Below are 16,828 nucleotides of genomic sequence, written 5' to 3'. Positions count from 1 at the left end.
GATGCTCTAGGGAGGACGGGATGCCACGCATCCTCAAAAAGCGCGAAACACTGCTCGCCATCATCATCGTCGTGATGATCGCCGGTTTCGCAACGCGCGCCGCTGGCTTTGCCGAGCCCGCCAATCTCGCCAATATCTTCAACGACACGTCGATCCTCATCATCCTGGCCCTTGCCCAGATGACGGTGATCCTGACGAAATCGATCGACCTGTCCGTCGCCGCCAACCTGGCGCTGACGGGAATGGCGATTGCGATGCTGAACGCGGCCTATCCCGATATTCCGCTGGTCGCACTGGTCGTGATGGCAATCGCGATGGGCGCGGTTCTCGGCGCCATCAACGGCTATCTCGTCTGGGCTTTGGAAATCCCGCCGATCGTCGTCACCCTTGGCACCTTGACGATCTATCGCGGCATGGCCTTCGTGCTGTCGGGCGGCGCCTGGGTCAATGCCCATCAGTTCACGCCGATCTTCCTGAACGTGCCGCGCACGTCGCTTCTCGGCCTGCCGGTGCTTGCCTGGATCGGCATCGCAATCGTGCTCATGATGTATCTCTTGCTGCGCTATACCCAGTTCGGCCGCTCGGCCTATGCCAGCGGCGGCAATCCGGTTGCCGCCGTTTATGCCGGCATCGACGTTGGCTGGACGCGCTTCCTCGCTTTCGTACTGTCCGGCGCGCTGGCGGGCCTCAGCAGCTATCTCTGGGTGTCGCGCTATGCGGTCGCCTATGTCGATATCGCCAGCGGCTTCGAGCTCGACAGCGTGGCGGCCTGCGTCATTGGCGGCATCTCGATCGCAGGCGGCGTCGGTTCGGTCGCCGGTGCGGTACTGGGTGCTCTCTTCCTCGGCGTCATCAAGAATGCGCTTCCGGTCATCGGCATCTCGCCGTTCACGCAGATGGCGATATCAGGCACAGTCATCATCCTTGCCGTCGTCTTCAACGCCAGGCGCGAACGCAACCGCGGCCGCATCATCCTCAGGGATCAGGCCGCAAAAGACACTGCCAGTGAGGGAGCAATCGCATGAGCAACGGTTCGCAAGCGGCAACGGCGGAAAAGCGCGCCATTCCGGATCGCCTCGGCACGCCGTTCAAACGCATTCTGGCAAGCTGGGAAACGCTGCTCCTTGGCGTCGCGGTCGCCATCTTCATCTTCAATTCGCTGGCCTCGCCCTATTTCCTCGATCCCTACAATCTCTCGGACGCGACCTTCAATTTCACCGAAAAGGCAATGATCGCCTTTGCCATGGCGCTGCTTGTCATCGCTGGCGAAATCGATCTCTCGGTCGCAGCCATCATCGCGCTCGCCTCGACGGCGATGGGCGCTGCAGCGCAATTAGGTGTCGGCACGCCCGGCCTTGTGGCCATCGGCCTTAGCGTCGGTCTCGTCTGCGGCATTTTCAACGGCTTCCTCGTTTCCGCACTGAAACTGCCGTCGATCGTCGTCACCATCGGCACGATGAGCCTGTTTCGCGGCATTTCCTATATCGTGCTTGGCGATAAGGCCTATGGCAACTATCCGGATAGTTTCGCCTATTTCGGCCAGGGCTATGTCCTCTGGGTCTTCTCCTTCGAATTCGTGCTCTTCATCGTTCTCGCAATCGCCTTCGCAATCCTGCTGCATGCGACGAATTTCGGCCGCCAAGTCTACACCATCGGCAATAATGATTTCGCCGCACGCTTCTCCGGCATTCCGGTCGAGCGGGTCAAATTCATCCTCTTTCTCCTGACCGGCATCATGAGCGGTATTGCCGCCGTCTGCCTCACCTCGCGCCTCGGCTCCACGCGCCCCTCGATCGCGCTCGGCTGGGAACTGGAAGTGGTCACCATGGTCGTGCTCGGCGGCATATCGATCCTGGGCGGCTCGGGGACGATCGGCGGCGTCGTCATCGCCGCTTTCGTGATGGGCCTCGTCACCTTCGGCCTCGGCCTGCTCAACGTTCCCGGCATCGTCATGTCGATCTTCATCGGCCTCCTCCTCATCATCACCATCGCGCTACCGATCGTCGCCAAGCGCATCAAGACCATGAGCTCCAAATGACCGCAGCCTTCGAACGCCACGCCTTCAAGATGACGCTCAATCGCGGCATGGAGGCGGAATACAGGAAGCGCCACGATGAAATCTGGCCTGAACTTGTGGACTTGCTGCATCAGGCAGGAGTGAGCGACTATTCCATCCACCTCGACCGCGAGACGAACACGCTTTTCGGCGTGCTGACGCGACCGAAGGATCACACCATGGCGAGCCTGCCCGAACATCCCGTCATGAAGAAATGGTGGGCACACATGGCCGATATCATGGCGACCAATCCCGATAACTCGCCCGTTCAGAGCGATCTCGTTGCGGTCTTTCATCTGCCATGACCGCCGTATCAACCTATCGCCATATCGCCGTCATCGACATCGGCAAGACAAATGCCAAAGTCGTTGTGCTCGATGCCCGGACCGGCGCGGAAATCGCTGCCGTCAAAACCAACAACGGTGTGCTCAAAACCGCCCCCTACCCGCACTACGATATCGAACGGCTGTGGTCCTTCATCATCGAGGCTCTGAAGAGCTTTGCGGCGGTTCCCGGTTTCGACGCAATATCGATCACCACGCATGGCGCCTCCGCTGTTCTGCTCGACGCAGATGGCGATCTTGCCTTGCCTGTGCTCGATTATGAACACACCTACCCGCTGCCCATTCAACAGGCTTACGGGCAATTGCGCCCGGCTTTTGCCGAAACCTTCTCACCAGGGCTCTCGGGTGGCCTGAATGTCGGTGCGCAACTCCACTATCAGAAGAGCGCCTTCCCCGAGGATTTCGCTCGCGTCGCGGCAATTCTGACTTACCCGCAATATTGGGCGTATCGCCTGACGGGCGTTGCCGCGAATGAGGTTACCTCGCTCGGCTGCCATACCGATCTCTGGAATCCGACAACGGGTGCCTATTCCTCGCTCGTCGATACGCTTGGCATTCGCGAGCTGATGGCACCCGTGCGCTCGGCATTCGACGCTCTCGGGCCGGTGCTGCCTGCGCTTGCCGCGCAGATCGGCCTGGCTGCGTCGGTCCCTGTCTATTGCGGCATCCATGATTCCAACGCCTCGCTGCTGCCGCACCTCATCGAGAACGAAGCACCCTTCGCCGTCGTATCGACGGGAACATGGGTGATCAGCTTTGCCGTCGGCGGCGATCTCGGCCACCTCGATCCCGAGCGTGATGTTCTTGCCAATGTCGATGCTTATGGCAGCGCCGTGCCCTCGTCCCGCTTCATGGGCGGTCGCGAATTCGAAATCCTGGCGGCGGAGATCGGCACGGCGCCGTCGGACGCCATTGTAGCTGCGCTCGAACGGGTGATCGAAAAGAAGCTTATGCTGCTCCCCAATGTCGTCGCGGGCTCCGGGCCCTTTCCGGGCAGCAAGATGCGCTGGATCGGTGAGGCCTCGGCACACACTGCCGAACGCCTTTCGGCCGTCAGCCTCTATCTCGCTCTGATGACGGAAGCCTGCCTCGGCCTGATCGGAGCCAAGGGGCCGGTCTTCGTCGAGGGACCATTTGCCACCAATCGCGCCTATCTGATCGCCATGGCCGCGCTGACGGGCGCCCAGGTCATCGCTCTGCCCGACTCGACGGGAACCAGCCAGGGCGCCGCCCTGCTGACCGGTATTCACTCCCACTCGACGATTGAAAACGCACCTGTTCGCGCCGAGCTGCCAGGGCTCGGCGACTATCGAAAAGCATGGCGCGAGGCGCTGAGCCATAGCGGGCAGCCCATCGGATAGGTGTGGCGACATGGATCGCAACCCCTGCCTGTAAGGTTGCGGCAACCATCACTCGATGAAAATTCCCGAAAAATCGTCGAAATTGTCTTCGCGACGGTTATTTTCTTGCGGAATCGTCGCAACATTCCTACAGGAAATACTCTCATGAACGCTTTTGAGGTCAAAAATGTCCGAAAGCGATCATCGGCTTCAATGCCAATCCTGTCTCCTTAGGGAGGCGCTTACGGCAGTTGCGCTTCGAGACAGGCAGGGAGGTTCAAAGGGCGATGCCGCGCCCATCCAAGGAGAGATAACATGAGTCTGAAGACACTGACGGCCGCGACCTTCGTCGCTTCGCTGGCCTTCGCACCTCTCGCACATGCGGACATCACAATCGGCCTCATCGCGCCGCTGACCGGTCCGGTCGCCGCCTACGGCGACCAGGTCAAGAACGGCGCGCAGACCGCCGTCGACGAGATCAACAAAAGCGGCGGCGTTCTCGGCCAGAAGCTCGTCCTGAAGCTCGGCGACGATGCCGGCGACCCGAAGCAGGGCGTATCCGTCGCCAACGGCTTTGTTGGCGACAACATCCGCTTCGTCGTCGGCCCGGTCACCTCGGGCGTTGCCATCCCGGTTTCCGATGCGCTTGCCGAAAACGGCATCCTGATGGTTACGCCGACCGCAACCGCTCCGGACCTGACCAATCGCGGACTGACCAATATCCTGCGCACCTGCGGCCGCGACGACCAGCAGGCCACTGTCGCTGCCAACTACGTTGTGAAGAACTTCAAGGACAAGAAGATCGCCATCCTTGACGACAAGGGCGCCTACGGCAAGGGCCTGGCAAAAGCCTTCAAGACGACGCTCAACAAGGGCGGCGTGACCGAAGTGCTCGCCGACTCCCTGACCCCCGGCGAAAAGGACTACAGCGCCCTGACGGCAAAACTGAAGCAGGCCGGCGTCGAAGTTATCTACTTCGGCGGCTATCATCCGGAAGCCGGCCTTCTGGCCCGCCAGCTGCATGACATTTCCGTCAAGGCGCAGATCATCGGCGGCGACGGTCTGTCCAACACCGAATATTGGGCGATCGCCAACAACTCGGCTGCCGGCACCCTCTTCACCAACGCGTCCGACGCTCTGAAGAACCCGGATTCGCAGACGGCCGTTGCCGCCCTCAAGGCACGCAACATTCCAGCGGAAGCCTTCACGCTCAACGCCTATGCCGCCGTACAGGTGCTGAAGGCCGGTATCGAGAAGGCCGGCAAGGCTGACAACGCCGATGCCGTCGCCACCGCACTCAAGAAGGGCGAGCCCGTCGATACCGCCATCGGCAAGGTGACCTATGGCGAAACCGGCGACCTCACCTCGCAGAGCTTCTCGCTCTACAAGTGGCAGGACGGCAAGATCGTTTCGGCCGAATAAGCCATTACATCAACGCTTTGCGATGGAGCCGGGCCACTTGTTGGTCCGGCTTTTTTGTTGGCGATTCATTGTAGCCACTACGGCTCAGCAAACACTGCGGAAACGCTCGACGCAGGTGGATAAAACCTCTTCGCCCGGTCGCTTCCACCAATTGTTCTCGGAGAAGATCTCGACTTCCTGCAGACCGAAGAAGCCCGCCTTCTCGATCTCGGCGCGAATGCGCTTGAGGTCGATGACGCCGTCGCCCATCATGCCGCGATCAAGAAGCAGGTCCGTGGTCGGCACAAGCCAATCGCAGATATGATGTGCGAGGATTCGTCCGCCGGCACCGGCGCGGGCAATCTGTTGGTGAAGCTTCGGATCCCACCAGACATGATAGACGTCGATAGCGACACCGATGCCAGCGCCGAGCAAATCGCAGATGTCGAGTGCCTGCTCCAGCGTGTTCACACAGGCACGGTCGGCGGCATACATCGGATGCAGCGGCTCGATCGCCAACGGGATGCCGGCGCTGCGGGCATGCGGCAGGATCGCGGCGATACCATCGGCCACCATCTCGCGAGCATGGGCGATATTCTTCGATCCAGCAGGCAATCCGCCGACGACAAGGACAAGGCAGTCGGCATTCAACGCCGCCGCCTCATCGATCGCCCGCTTGTTGTCATCGATCGCCGCGGCCCGGCCCTCAGCATCAACAGCCGGAAACATGCCGCCGCGGCAAAGGCCCGTCACCCTGAGCTTGTTGTCGGCAACGATCCTGGCGGCTTCGGCAAGACCGATCTTGTGAACCTGATCGCGCCAGGGAGCGATCGCGACGATATCCTGCTTCAGGCAGGCTTCGACCGCCTGGCGCATGTCATATTGCTGGCGCACCGTCGCCAGATTGATGGATAGACCTTCTACGGCCATTGCGCTGCTCCTCCCCAATCGCTTTTCCGCCAGAGCCCTTCCGCTTTTCTTCGAATCGCGAAAACGCTCTATTTCCCTATTTCCCAGCACATTCCGGACGGAAAACCGCTACGCACTTTTCCTGGAAATGCTCTATTCGATGCCGACTGTGGCTAGGATGGCCTTCATCCGACGCACCGCCTGATCCGGATCGCGCAGTACGCGCGCCGCATCCGCCAATCGGAAAAGCTCCGAGAGATGCAGGATGGAGCGCGTGCTCTGCTGGCCGCCAAGCATCTGGAAATGATCCTGGAAGCCGTTGAGATAGGCAAGGAAGACGACGCCGGTCTTGTAGAAGCGTGTCGGCGCCTTGAAGATATGACGCGACAGCGGAACGGTCGGCGCCAGTATCTGATGAAAGGCATCGAGATCGTTCTCGGCAAGCTTCGCGAGGGCGGCACTTGCGGCAGGGGCGATGGCATCAAAGATGCCGAGCAGCGCATGCGAATAGCCCTGTTCGTCGCCGGCGATCAGTTCGGCATAGTTGAAATCGTCGCCGGTATACATCTTCACCGACGGATCCAGCCGCCGGCGCATGACGATTTCCTTCTCGGCCGAAAGCAAGGAGATCTTGACGCCATCGACCTTGGCGGCGTTCTGGTTGATGATCGCGACGGCCGTTTCCATCGCCTGCATATCGTCAGTCGATCCCCAATAGCCGGCGAGCGCCGGATCGAACATCGAGCCGAGCCAGTGGATCATCACCGGCTCCCTGACCTGCCCGAGAATGCGGTCGTAGACGCGGGCGTAATCGTCGGGGCCCTTGGCAGCCGCAGCAAGCGCACGGCTTGCCATCATGATGATGCGTCCGCCCTGCCCTTCGACATAGGCAACCTGCTCTTCATAGGCACGAATGACATCGTCGATCGTGACATCCGGGCCTGGCGGCAAATGGTCGGTGCCGGCACCATAGGCGATCATGGCATCCGGCCGGCCACGCGCCGCCGATTGGGCATGCGCGATCAGCTCCCTGGCACCGGCCCAGTCGAGACCCATGCCACGCTGCGCCGTATCCATCGCCTCCGCGACGCCGAGACCGAGATCCCAGAGATATTCGCGGAAGGCGATCGTGCGCTCCCAGTCGATATTGCGGTCAAGCCACGGATCGTTGTCGGCGAAGGGATCTACGACGACATGAGCGGCGGCATAGGCGACGCGATTGAACCGATGACCGCCGGCCGGCTTTAAGGGAGCGCTCACCGGCGCGTTGATCGGCGTGAAGTCGGCAAGCGTGCCGCCAGCCACTGGCAAGCGAAGGCTTCTCGTCATGATACCGGCTCCTCAGAGAGCAGAAAGCGCGGGAACATCGACCCAGCGACGCTCGGCCCAGCTCTGCTGCGCCAGTTCCGCCAGCTGTACGCCCTTGGCGCCTTCGCGAAGCGTGAATTTCCACGGCGCATCCTCGGCGATATGGCGCAGATAGTCTTCCCATTGCGCCTTGAAACCATTGTCGAAGACCTGCGTGTCCGGCACCTCGTCCCAAGTGTCGAAGAAGTTGATCGGCTGCGGCTGGTCGGGGTTCCAGACCGGCTTCGGCGTATTGACCCGATGCTGCGTCCAGCAGCGCATCAGGCCGCAGACGGCGGAACCATGCGTGCCGTCAACCTGGAAGGTGACGAGATCGTCGCGACGGACGCGCACCGCCCAGGAGGAATTGATATGGGCGATAACGCCGCCTTCGAGCTCGAAGGTGGCATAGGCGGCATCGTCGGCATCGGCGACGTAGGTCTTGCCGTTCTCATCGACGCGGCTCGGAATATGGGTGGCGCCGAGGCAGCTGACGGACTTGACCTCGCCGAACAGATTGTCGAGCACGTAGCGCCAATGCGGGAGCATATCGAGGATCATGCCGCCGCCCTCTTGTCTGCGGTAATTCCAGGAAGGACGCTGCGCCTTGACGCCCCAATCGCCTTCGAACACCCAGTAGCCGAACTCGCCGCGCACGGAGAGGATCTTGCCGAAGAAGCCGCTGTCGCGCAGCATGGCGATCTTGCGCAGGCCCGGCAGGTAAAGCTTGTCCTGGACCACGCCGTTCTTGACGCCGGCACGTTCCGCCGAAGCGGCGACCGATAGCGCCTCCTCCAGCGTCTCGGAGATCGGCTTTTCACAATAAACATGCTTGCCGGCGGCGATCGCCCGCTCGAGCAGTTCGACGCGCATCTGCGTCGAGCCGGCATCGAAGAAGATCGTGTTGTTCGGATCGGCAAGCGCGGCATCGAGATCGGTCGTCGTCTTGGAAAGACCATGCTTCCGGGCGATCGCCTCGATCTTTTCCGCATTGCGGCCGACGAGCACCGGCTCAGGCATCAGCCGGTCGCCATTTGCCAACAGGACCCCACCCTGCTCACGGATCGCCAGGATCGAACGCACCAGATGCTGATTGTAGCCCATGCGGCCGGTGATGCCGTGCATGATGATACCGATCGGCTTCGTTGCCATAAGTCATTCCTCCCGTAAATAACTATATAGTTACATAACTGACATGGCAAAGCGATGCTGTCAACGGCCAACGTCAATAGCCGCGGTGCAGATCATCGGAGATTGCCGAACTTGTGTGGAGAGGGCGCCTAGGGGCGTAGATAGGCAAAAATGACGTCGACGATATGCTCGCCCCAGGCGTCGATCTCCGCCTTGTCGGAAAGGTTGCGCCGGAAGATCGTCGAGAGCGTCCAGCGGTTCGTCAAGAAGAACGAGCCGAGTGCCGCAATGCTCATATAAATTTTAACGGGATCGCAGTCGGCACGGAAGTCGCCCGCAGCGGTCCCGCGCTCAAGCAGGCCGGAGATCTCGGAAACCAGCGGCGAATGCAGCTCGAAAATGCGCGCCGACCGCTTCAGGAAGCGTGCCTTGTGCATGTTTTCCGTGCTGAGAATACCAAGGAATTCAGGGTGATCCAGAAAATATTGCCAGGTGAAAACAACCAGCTCCCGCATGCCGTCGGCAGGCGAGCGATGGGAAAGATCGAGCCTTGCCTCAGCCGAGCGGATGGCGATGTAGCTGCCTTCGAGAACGGCGACATAGAGCGCGTCCTTGCCGCCGAAATAGTGATAGAGCATCCGCTTGTTGATCTTGGCGCGCTCGGCAATGGCATCGACGCGGGCGCCGCCGTAGCCGCGCTCGGCAAACTCCTTGGTTGCAGCTGCGAGGATCGCCTTGCTGGTGCGTTCCGCGTCCCTGAGACGTGGCCGTTCCGCTGACGCGCGCGGGGATGCCTGATCCGCATTTGCAGGGTCTTCGCTCTTCGTGCGGTGCTTTACGGTTCTGGCTTCCGGCATCATGGCTCCTGGCGGCATCTCTCAAGGCTGCGACGCCTTTCTTCTCGCCGATAAGTAACCGATCATCGCATAAGTTGACAGTCCCTTGCGATTTCCTGCTGGTAGTAACCAGACGGTTATATCGATTGAAATGTGGATATATGCCCGGCTACACGATCGGACGCGGCGTGGATTTCCCTGACAAATGAGGGCGGCCACCTTGCTTTCGCGGTCGGTCAGGCTCAAGAGAGCGAAGAGGAACGGACACCGGACGGCTCATGGCTGAGAAGCATATCGCAATCATCGGCGGCGGCCCTGCAGGGCTGATGGCGGCAGAAGTCTTGTCCGCGTCAGGCTACCGCGTGACCGTCTACGACAGTATGCCGACGGTCGCGCGTAAGTTCCTTCTCGCCGGAAAATCCGGACTGAACATTACCCATTCGGAAGAATTCGAGCTGTTCGCCAATCGCTTCGGCGCGGCGTCGCCTCGTCTGCGCGCCGCTCTGGATGATTTCATGCCGAACGACATCAGGGCCTGGGCCGACGGATTGGGAACGCAGACCTTCATCGGTTCGTCAGGCCGCGTCTTTCCGAAGGCGATGAAGGCATCGCCGCTGCTGCGCGCCTGGCTCGCCCGGCTGGAGGCACAGGGCGTGAGCATCATGACCCGGCACCGCTGGTCAGGCTTCGCCGACGATCGCCTGACGTTTGAAACGCCGCAGGGACAGAGCGTCGTCGATTGTGATGCTGTCCTCCTTGCACTTGGCGGCGCCAGCTACCCGCGCTTGGGTTCGGATGCGGCTTGGGTCGAGCGGCTGCGGGACAAGGGGATCGATGTCGCCGCCTTCCAACCCGCCAATTGCGGTTTCGACGTCGCCTGGAGCGCGCCGTTCAAAGACCGCTTTGCCGGCGCACCGCTAAAGGCGGTGACGGCAACCTCGGAAGCTGGAACCTTTCCCGGCGAATTCGTCATCTCGCAAGCCGGCATCGAAGGCAGCCTCGTCTATGCGCACGCGGCTGCCTTGCGCGACCGGCTGGCGGATGGAAATAGCGCAACGCTCGTTATCGATCTTGTGCCCGGACGCACGGGCGAGCGGTTGGCCAGCGATCTGGCCCGACAGGATCCGAAGGCCAGCCTTTCCAACCGTTTACGCAAGGGTGCGGGGATCGAGGGCGTGAAGGCCGGCCTCGTCCGAGAACTTGCCGAGCCGTCTGTCCTGTCGCAGCCGGAACGTCTGGCTCGCCTGATCAAAGCCCTGCCGATTCCGCTGCTGCGACCAAGGCCTATTGCAGAAGCCATCTCTTCGGCCGGCGGCATCCGCTGGAGCGAAATCGACGACAGCTACATGCTGAAAAAGCTCCCCGGCATGTTTGTCGCCGGAGAAATGATTGACTGGGAAGCGCCGACGGGCGGCTATCTCCTAACAGCCTGCTTTGCCACGGGACGGGCGGCAGCCAAGGGTATCGACGCCTGGCTCAAACATCACACGCCATGAGCATGGCCGCCTTGTTCGTCGGCCTGCGATGGACGCAGGCGTCGGAATTCCTATGATCGCGTACCGATGAGCTGTTTCGGCCCTTCCTGCATCTCCAACTCATCCTCCGAGCGGATATAGACCTGCAATGAATAGCCAATATGCTCGGTCATCAGCGCCTTGGCCCGATCGAGATCGCGGTCGAGCGCCGCATCCATCAGCGCCGTGTGATGCTCGATCGCCATCGCATCCTGCAGGGCGGCAGCCGCCTTCTCATAGCCGAGACTCATGCCGGCGGCGGCGCGTTGCGTCGGTGTTAAGCCGAGAAAGCGGTGATGGCGGCGAAGCTGGTCGCTGATGGTGGACTGGAAACGAAAAAGCCAATGCGAGGTCGCCGCACTCAGCAGTGCCGCATGAAAAGCCGTGTGCTTCTCGTCCCATTCGTCGGCCACTTCATCCGAAGCGTCATCGGGTGTGATCTTGCAGCGAGAGAGGCGATAATGCGCTGTTACGACAGCCGATTCCCAATCCGGGCCACCCTTTTCGATCGATTCCAGGAGCAGCGGCATTTCGACGATCATGCGCGCCCGCATCAGGTCTTCCAGTTCCGCACGCGAGACAGGAGCAACGGCAAAGCCGCGGTTGCTTACGGCCGTCACCAGCTTCTCGGCTTCGAGCCGCGACAGCGCCTCGCGAAGCGGCGTCCAGCCGAGGCCGTAGCTGTCCCGCAGAGCGCCGAGCCGCAATGATGCGCCAGGCCTCAGCCTCGTATTGAGGATATCGCGTCGCAACAGCAAATAAGCTGCCTCCGTCTTGCTCAACGTATCCTTGTCCTGCATGATCCTCATCCCCGTCATCTTCAGGCTAAGATTATATATAAAACCGCCGCAGCGGGGAAATATATATTAAAGATTGGCGCAGTGCATATCATATATCGCAAATTGACAGGCTTGCTGCAGTCGCTATGATCCGCGCCAAGAGAGCCGGAGGGAACGCGGCTCCTTGACACATCCGGGAGGAAAACATGCGCAATTCTACGTCCAAATGGCTGTCCGGCGTCCTGATTGCCGGCGCATTTATGGCAAGCATCGCTACGGCGTCGGCCGAGCCCATCAAGATCGCAATCGCCAATTTCGGCGAGCATCCGCAGCTGAACGCCTCGATCGCCGGCTTCAAGAAGGCTCTTGCCGCTAATGGCTTCGTCGAGGGCAAGGATGTCGTCTATTCCGAAAGCAACACCAGCTTCGATGCGTCGCTCGTGCCGCAGATGATCGCCAAGCTGCAGGCCGAACATCCGAAGCTGATGTATACCGTTACGACACCCGTATCGCAGATCGCCAAGAAGGCGCTTGCCGGCTCCGGCATTCCGATCGTCTTTACCGCTGTGACCGATCCGGTCGCTGCCAAGCTTGTTCCCTCGTGGGACGCCGGTGGTGACGGCATTACCGGTTCGAGCGACCTGCAGGACATTTCCGCCATTCTGACCTTCACCAAGAAGCTGCTGCCGAATGCCAAGCGCCTTGGCGTGCCTTACAATCCAGGCGAGGCTAACGACGTCGCCCTGATCGACAAGGTCAAGGCAGCCGCTCCGGCCGCCGGCTTCGAAGTCGTGCCCGTCGGTGTCGACAACGTCAACGACATCCAGCAGCGCATCGCATCGCTCGCCGGCAAGGCCGACGTGATCTACACGCCTGCCTCCAACCTGCTGCAGCCGGCAATTCCCGCCGTTGCCGCCGCCGCCCGCCAGGCGCAGATCCCGATCGTCAATTCCGACGACGCAGCAGTTCGCAGTGGCGTCGTGCCGGCAAGCTTCGCCGTCAACTACACGCAGGTAGGCGAGAATGCCGGCAAGATCGCCGCGCAGATCCTGAAGGGCGCCGATCCCAAGACGATCAAGCCCGCGCGTCCTGCCTACGCGGACCATGCGCCGCTGATCAACAAGGCCGTGCTGAAGGCATTTGGCGCCGAAGTGCCTGCCTCGCTTGCCGATTGCAATTGCTTCACGAAGTAATAGGCGGCATTTTCGAAGGATCAACTCGATCCATGGCGGCGTCAAAGACGCCGCCATTTTATAACCCTACACTGCAGGGGAGGCACGGATGCTGGATATCAAATCCGCGCGCAAGGTTTTCTACAAAGGCCAGCCCGACGAAAAGGTCGCGCTCAACGGCCTGACACTCGCCCTCAAGCCCGGAGAATTCGGCGTCGTCATCGGCTCGAACGGCGCGGGCAAGAGCAGCATGCTCAACGCGATTTCCGGCGCGCTCAGCCTCGATTCCGGTCAGATCCTCATCAACGGCAATGACGTTACGAACATCCCGGTGTATAAGCGCGCCGCGCGCCTTGCCCGCGTGTTCCAGGATCCGATGAAGGGAACCGCCGCCAGCATGACGGTCGGCGAGAACATGCTCCTGGCGGAGCTGCGCGGCAAGAGCAGAGGATTTCGGCCCGGCTTGAACGCCGCCCGTCTCGCCGCTTACAAGGAACGCCTCGCTGTTCTCGGCCTTGGCCTGGAGAACCGGCTCGATACCAAGGTGGAATTGCTCTCGGGCGGTCAACGCCAGTCGCTGTCCCTCATCATGGCGGTCGGCGGCTCGCCCGACGTGCTGCTGCTCGATGAGCATACGGCAGCGCTCGACCCGCGCACCGCCGACATCGTCATGCAGGCAACCGTTCGCACCGTCGAGGCACTAAAACTCACGACCTTGATGGTGACGCACAACATGCAGCACGCCGTCGATTTTGGCGACAGCATCATCATGCTCGATGCCGGGCGCGTTCATCTGGAAATCACCGGCGAAGGCAAGCGGCGCATCACCGTGCCCGAACTCGTCGGTCACTTCGCCGTCAAGACCGACCGCATGCTGCTGGTGAGCTGACATCATGATGGATTTCATTCAGACTACCGTTTCGAGCTTCGTCTCGCTCATCCCTGTCACGCTGGCGCAGAGCTTCATTCTGAGCTTCGTCGTCCTCGGCATCATGATTCCCTTCCGCATGCTGAGCTTTCCGGATTTGACCAGTGAAGGCGCGTTTCCGCTCGGTGGCTGCGTCTGCGGGATATTGCTGGCTGCCGGCGTCGCGCCGCCGCTCGCGATCGCCGTCGCCTTCGTCGTCGGCCTTGCTGCCGGCTGCTGCACGGCCTTCATCCATCTGCGCTTCCGCATTCATACGCTGCTTGCCGGCATTCTGATGTCGACCATGCTCTACAGCGTCAATCTCGGCATCATGGGCAAATCCAACCTGTCCGTCTTCGGCTCGCCAACCGTATTCGATGTCGTACCGTTCACGGAGCCCGGCTTTCCTGCAAGCAAGATTGTCATTGCAGGCTTGCTCGCCGTCATCGTGCTGATCGCCCTCAATCTCTATTTCAAGACGGAAAAGGGCACGGCCATGCGGGCCGTCGGCTCCAATCCCGACATGGCGGAGGCACAGGGCATCAATGTCTGGGCCGCCACCATCAGCGGCGTCGGCATCGCCAGCGCCTTTTCCGCCGCCAGCGGCGCGCTGATGGTGCAGTCGCAGGGCTTTGCCGACGTCAACATGGGCATCGGCATCCTGATCAACGGCCTGGCGGCGCTCATGATCGGCGAAGCCTTCACCGGCAAGCAGACCGTACTCAGGCAACTGCTGGCGCCCTTCGTCGGTTCGATCATCTATTACCAGCTCGTATCGCTCTGCCTTGCCGCCGGCATGCCGCCACCGAACCTGAAACTCGCAACCGGCCTTTTCGTGCTCATCATGCTGGCGCTGCCCAGCATCCGCCGCGGCCGCGGCGGGGCGGCCACCCGGGAAACCATTCGCGAATAAATCTAGAGGCAACAGCATCATGGACAGCCTTCCCGATCTCGCAGCCATCGAGGCTATGGACGAGGCCGACCCGTTGCGCCCCTTCCGCAACCGCTTTGCCCTGCCGGCAGGCGTTATCTACCTCGACGGCAACTCACTCGGCGCCGCATCGCATGAAGTCTTTGCCGAGGTGCGACAGGCGGCCATGGAGGAATGGGGCAACGGCCTGATCCGCAGCTGGAACAGCGCCGGATGGTTTCATCTGCCGCTTGAACTCGGCGACCGCATCGGCCGGCTGATCGGCGCCGCCGAAGGCCAGACCGTGGTGACCGACTCGACGTCGATCAACATCTACAAGACGCTGCATGCGGCCTTGGCGATGAGGCCGGGCCGCAACGTCATTGTTGCCGAAGGCGATAGCTTTCCGACCGATCTCTATATGGCCGAGGGCGTCGCTTCGACCCGTCCCGGCGTCACGCTGCGGCTCGAGGGCCGCGATGCCAATACCATCGAGGAGTTGATCGACGAGAGTGTCGCCGTCGTGCTCGTCAATCACGTCAACTACAAGAGCGGCGAGCTGCGCGACATGGCGGCGCTCACAAAGCGCATCCAGGCGTCAGGAGCGCTCGTCATTTGGGATCTTTGCCACAGTGCCGGCGCGATTACCGTGGATCTCGACGGCGCAGGCGCCGATTTCGCCGTCGGTTGCTCCTATAAATATCTGAACGGAGGGCCTGGTGCTCCGGCCTTCATCTATGCGGCCCGGCGCCATCACGCATCGATCGCCCAGCCGCTCAGCGGCTGGTGGGGCCATGCCCGTCCCTTTGCTTTCGAGCGAAACTTTGACGGCGATGCCGGGATCAAGCGTTTTCTCTGCGGCACGCAACCCATTCTGTCCTTAAGAGCACTGAAGGGTGCGCTCTCCATCTGGGACGAAGTCGACATGAAGGCGCTGCGCCAGAAGAGCATAGCGCTGACCGATCTCTTCATCCGGCTGGTCGAAGCGAAGTGCGGTCAGTATGGCGTGGTTCTAGACACCACCCGCGACGGCGAAAAGCGCGGAAGCCAGGTCTCCTTCACCCACAGCAACGGCTACGAGATCATGCAGGCGCTGATCGAGCGCGGCGTCATCGGCGATTTCCGTGCTCCCTCGACGTTGCGTTTCGGCTTTACGCCGCTTTACGTCAGCTATCGCGATGTGTGGCTCGCCGCCTCGGTGCTGGAGGAGATTCTGAGCAGCGGATCCTGGCGGGATCAACGCTTTGCCGTGCGCTCGGCCGTAACCTGATCCATTTTTGCCAGTCGCCGGCCGGAGGAGCTGCAGATGAGCTATTTCAAACTGACCGATTGGGACAGCGCCTATACCAATAGCGATTATATCGTCGACGGCGACCAATGGCCGGACGCCTGGGTCGAGCCCGCCCGATCTCTTCGCGACCGCCTGACCGCAGCGGGACGGGCGAAACTCGACATCGCCTATGGTCCCGCCGAGCGCAATCGCTTCGACCTCTTTCTGCCCGAAGGCCAGCCGAAGGGATTGGTCGTCTTCGTTCACGGCGGCTACTGGCTGCAGCTGGACAAGAGCTATTGGTCGCATCTGGCGGCAGGTTCGGTTGCCGCCGGCTATGCGGTCGCAATCCCGTCCTACACGCTTTGCCCGCAAAATCGCATCGGCGGCATCGGCAAGGAGATCGCAGCCGCAATCACGGCAGCGGCCGAACTGGTCGACGGCCCCATCATTCTGACGGGGCATTCGGCCGGCGGTCAGCTGGTCGCCCGCATGATGACGACGACATCGCCTCTTAGCGAGATGGTCGTCAAGCGCACCCGCCATGTCCTAGCCATTTCCGGCGTTCACGATCTGCGTCCGATCATGAGGCGCAAAATGAACGGAGAGCTTCGTATCGATGACGCCGAAGCAAGGGCCGAGAGCCCGGCGCTGCTGGAGCCCGTCGACACCGTTCGCCTGACCTGCTGGGTCGGCGGGGCGGAGCGGGCAGAATTCATCCGCCAGAATGCGCTGCTCGCCAATATCTGGACCGGCCTTGGTGCCGCGACGAACGCGGTGGTCGAGCCAGACAAGCATCATTTCTCAGTGCTGGATGGTCTCATGGACGCCGATCATCCGCTGACGCGGACCCTGCTCGCCGCATAGAAATATCGCCACCATAGCGGGAACATACCCTCGATACTTGGTTGT

General features: G+C 61.3%; 16 protein-coding genes. 11 read left to right on the top strand and 5 right to left on the bottom strand.

The annotated features are described in order from the left end of the window. The first annotated feature begins 20 nt into the window (after window positions 1–20). From RHSP_RS24790 to RHSP_RS24770, 5 genes are all read left to right on the top strand, one after another. On the top strand, window positions 21–1,025 hold the full coding sequence (locus RHSP_RS24790) for an ABC transporter permease (RefSeq protein WP_004124907.1): 1,005 nt from the start codon (window positions 21–23) through the stop codon (window positions 1,023–1,025). Then, complete coding sequence (locus RHSP_RS24785; protein ID WP_004124906.1) at window positions 1,022–2,038, top strand: ABC transporter permease; 1,017 nt, start codon at window positions 1,022–1,024, stop codon at window positions 2,036–2,038. The genes RHSP_RS24790 and RHSP_RS24785 overlap by 4 nt, the downstream gene beginning before the upstream one ends. Beyond that, window positions 2,035–2,361, top strand: coding sequence for an L-rhamnose mutarotase (rhaM, locus tag RHSP_RS24780; RefSeq protein ID WP_004124905.1), 327 nt, complete (start codon window positions 2,035–2,037; stop codon window positions 2,359–2,361). Before RHSP_RS24785 ends, rhaM begins: the two co-directional genes overlap by 4 nt. Next, window positions 2,358–3,761 carry an FGGY-family carbohydrate kinase gene (locus RHSP_RS24775; RefSeq protein ID WP_004124904.1) on the top strand — a complete coding sequence of 468 codons (1,404 nt, stop codon included), beginning with the start codon at window positions 2,358–2,360 and terminating at the stop codon, window positions 3,759–3,761. The genes rhaM and RHSP_RS24775 overlap by 4 nt, the downstream gene beginning before the upstream one ends. A gap of 294 nt (window positions 3,762–4,055) precedes the next feature. Continuing rightward, window positions 4,056–5,162 carry a branched-chain amino acid ABC transporter substrate-binding protein gene (locus tag RHSP_RS24770; RefSeq protein WP_004124903.1) on the top strand — a complete coding sequence of 369 codons (1,107 nt, stop codon included), beginning with the start codon at window positions 4,056–4,058 and terminating at the stop codon, window positions 5,160–5,162. Between the two features lie 84 nt (window positions 5,163–5,246). Here RHSP_RS24770 and RHSP_RS24765 read toward each other — a convergent pair whose 3' ends face one another. The 4 genes from RHSP_RS24765 to RHSP_RS24750 form a co-directional block, all read right to left on the bottom strand. Next, window positions 5,247–6,071, bottom strand: coding sequence for a sugar phosphate isomerase/epimerase family protein (locus RHSP_RS24765; protein ID WP_004124902.1), 825 nt, complete (start codon window positions 6,069–6,071; stop codon window positions 5,247–5,249). A 132-nt stretch (window positions 6,072–6,203) separates the two neighbouring features. Then, window positions 6,204–7,379: a dihydrodipicolinate synthase family protein gene (locus tag RHSP_RS24760; protein ID WP_004124901.1), complete on the bottom strand. Its 1,176-nt coding sequence runs from the start codon at window positions 7,377–7,379 to the stop codon at window positions 6,204–6,206. Between the two features lie 12 nt (window positions 7,380–7,391). After that, window positions 7,392–8,549, bottom strand: a complete 1,158-nt coding sequence (locus tag RHSP_RS24755) for a Gfo/Idh/MocA family protein (RefSeq protein ID WP_004124899.1) — start codon at window positions 8,547–8,549, stop codon at window positions 7,392–7,394. A gap of 128 nt (window positions 8,550–8,677) precedes the next feature. Further along, entirely contained in the window at window positions 8,678–9,385 is a 708-nt protein-coding gene (locus tag RHSP_RS24750; protein ID WP_004124896.1) for a TetR/AcrR family transcriptional regulator, read from the bottom strand. 257 nt (window positions 9,386–9,642) lie between these two features. On the opposite strand from RHSP_RS24750, the gene RHSP_RS24745 reads away from it, so the two are divergent. Then, a complete protein-coding gene (locus tag RHSP_RS24745; protein ID WP_004124894.1) occupies window positions 9,643–10,860 on the top strand; it encodes a TIGR03862 family flavoprotein in 1,218 nt (405 codons plus the stop codon). 50 nt (window positions 10,861–10,910) lie between these two features. Here RHSP_RS24745 and RHSP_RS24740 read toward each other — a convergent pair whose 3' ends face one another. After that, complete coding sequence (locus RHSP_RS24740) at window positions 10,911–11,678, bottom strand: GntR family transcriptional regulator (protein WP_004124891.1); 768 nt, start codon at window positions 11,676–11,678, stop codon at window positions 10,911–10,913. 185 nt (window positions 11,679–11,863) lie between these two features. Between RHSP_RS24740 and RHSP_RS24735 the strand changes: the two genes are divergently transcribed. From RHSP_RS24735 to RHSP_RS24715, 5 genes are all read left to right on the top strand, one after another. Beyond that, window positions 11,864–12,850: an ABC transporter substrate-binding protein gene (locus RHSP_RS24735; protein WP_037154292.1), complete on the top strand. Its 987-nt coding sequence runs from the start codon at window positions 11,864–11,866 to the stop codon at window positions 12,848–12,850. 88 nt (window positions 12,851–12,938) lie between these two features. Further along, window positions 12,939–13,718, top strand: coding sequence for an ABC transporter ATP-binding protein (locus RHSP_RS24730; protein WP_004124885.1), 780 nt, complete (start codon window positions 12,939–12,941; stop codon window positions 13,716–13,718). 7 nt (window positions 13,719–13,725) lie between these two features. Continuing rightward, window positions 13,726–14,649: an ABC transporter permease gene (locus RHSP_RS24725; protein ID WP_004124882.1), complete on the top strand. Its 924-nt coding sequence runs from the start codon at window positions 13,726–13,728 to the stop codon at window positions 14,647–14,649. Between the two features lie 19 nt (window positions 14,650–14,668). After that, window positions 14,669–15,916: a kynureninase gene (gene kynU, locus RHSP_RS24720; protein WP_004124879.1), complete on the top strand. Its 1,248-nt coding sequence runs from the start codon at window positions 14,669–14,671 to the stop codon at window positions 15,914–15,916. A gap of 36 nt (window positions 15,917–15,952) precedes the next feature. Continuing rightward, window positions 15,953–16,783: an alpha/beta hydrolase gene (locus tag RHSP_RS24715; RefSeq protein WP_004124876.1), complete on the top strand. Its 831-nt coding sequence runs from the start codon at window positions 15,953–15,955 to the stop codon at window positions 16,781–16,783. Window positions 16,784–16,828: the final 45 nt, after the last annotated feature.

The sequence above is a fragment of the Rhizobium freirei PRF 81 genome (genome assembly GCF_000359745.1).
Classification (GTDB): Bacteria; Pseudomonadota; Alphaproteobacteria; order Rhizobiales; family Rhizobiaceae; genus Rhizobium; species Rhizobium freirei.
Note: the sequence above shows the minus strand (reverse complement) of the source record. Positions and strands in the feature narration are given on the sequence as shown.

Excerpts from the sequence above, each read along its gene's own strand:
- RHSP_RS24790 (WP_004124907.1), top strand. The coding sequence starts at position 21 with ATGCCACGCATCCTCAAAAAGCGCGAAACACTGCTCGCCATCATCATC.
- RHSP_RS24745 (WP_004124894.1), top strand. The coding sequence starts at position 9,643 with ATGGCTGAGAAGCATATCGCAATCATCGGCGGCGGCCCTGCAGGGCTG.
- RHSP_RS24755 (WP_004124899.1), bottom strand. The coding sequence starts at position 8,549 with ATGGCAACGAAGCCGATCGGTATCATCATGCACGGCATCACCGGCCGC.
- RHSP_RS24730 (WP_004124885.1), top strand. The coding sequence starts at position 12,939 with ATGCTGGATATCAAATCCGCGCGCAAGGTTTTCTACAAAGGCCAGCCC.
- RHSP_RS24775 (WP_004124904.1), top strand. The coding sequence starts at position 2,358 with ATGACCGCCGTATCAACCTATCGCCATATCGCCGTCATCGACATCGGC.
- rhaM (WP_004124905.1), top strand. The coding sequence starts at position 2,035 with ATGACCGCAGCCTTCGAACGCCACGCCTTCAAGATGACGCTCAATCGC.
- RHSP_RS24770 (WP_004124903.1), top strand. The coding sequence starts at position 4,056 with ATGAGTCTGAAGACACTGACGGCCGCGACCTTCGTCGCTTCGCTGGCC.
- RHSP_RS24760 (WP_004124901.1), bottom strand. The coding sequence starts at position 7,379 with ATGACGAGAAGCCTTCGCTTGCCAGTGGCTGGCGGCACGCTTGCCGAC.
- RHSP_RS24785 (WP_004124906.1), top strand. The coding sequence starts at position 1,022 with ATGAGCAACGGTTCGCAAGCGGCAACGGCGGAAAAGCGCGCCATTCCG.
- RHSP_RS24725 (WP_004124882.1), top strand. The coding sequence starts at position 13,726 with ATGGATTTCATTCAGACTACCGTTTCGAGCTTCGTCTCGCTCATCCCT.
- RHSP_RS24765 (WP_004124902.1), bottom strand. The coding sequence starts at position 6,071 with ATGGCCGTAGAAGGTCTATCCATCAATCTGGCGACGGTGCGCCAGCAA.
- RHSP_RS24740 (WP_004124891.1), bottom strand. The coding sequence starts at position 11,678 with ATGCAGGACAAGGATACGTTGAGCAAGACGGAGGCAGCTTATTTGCTG.
- RHSP_RS24750 (WP_004124896.1), bottom strand. The coding sequence starts at position 9,385 with ATGCCGGAAGCCAGAACCGTAAAGCACCGCACGAAGAGCGAAGACCCT.
- RHSP_RS24715 (WP_004124876.1), top strand. The coding sequence starts at position 15,953 with ATGAGCTATTTCAAACTGACCGATTGGGACAGCGCCTATACCAATAGC.
- RHSP_RS24735 (WP_037154292.1), top strand. The coding sequence starts at position 11,864 with ATGCGCAATTCTACGTCCAAATGGCTGTCCGGCGTCCTGATTGCCGGC.
- kynU (WP_004124879.1), top strand. The coding sequence starts at position 14,669 with ATGGACAGCCTTCCCGATCTCGCAGCCATCGAGGCTATGGACGAGGCC.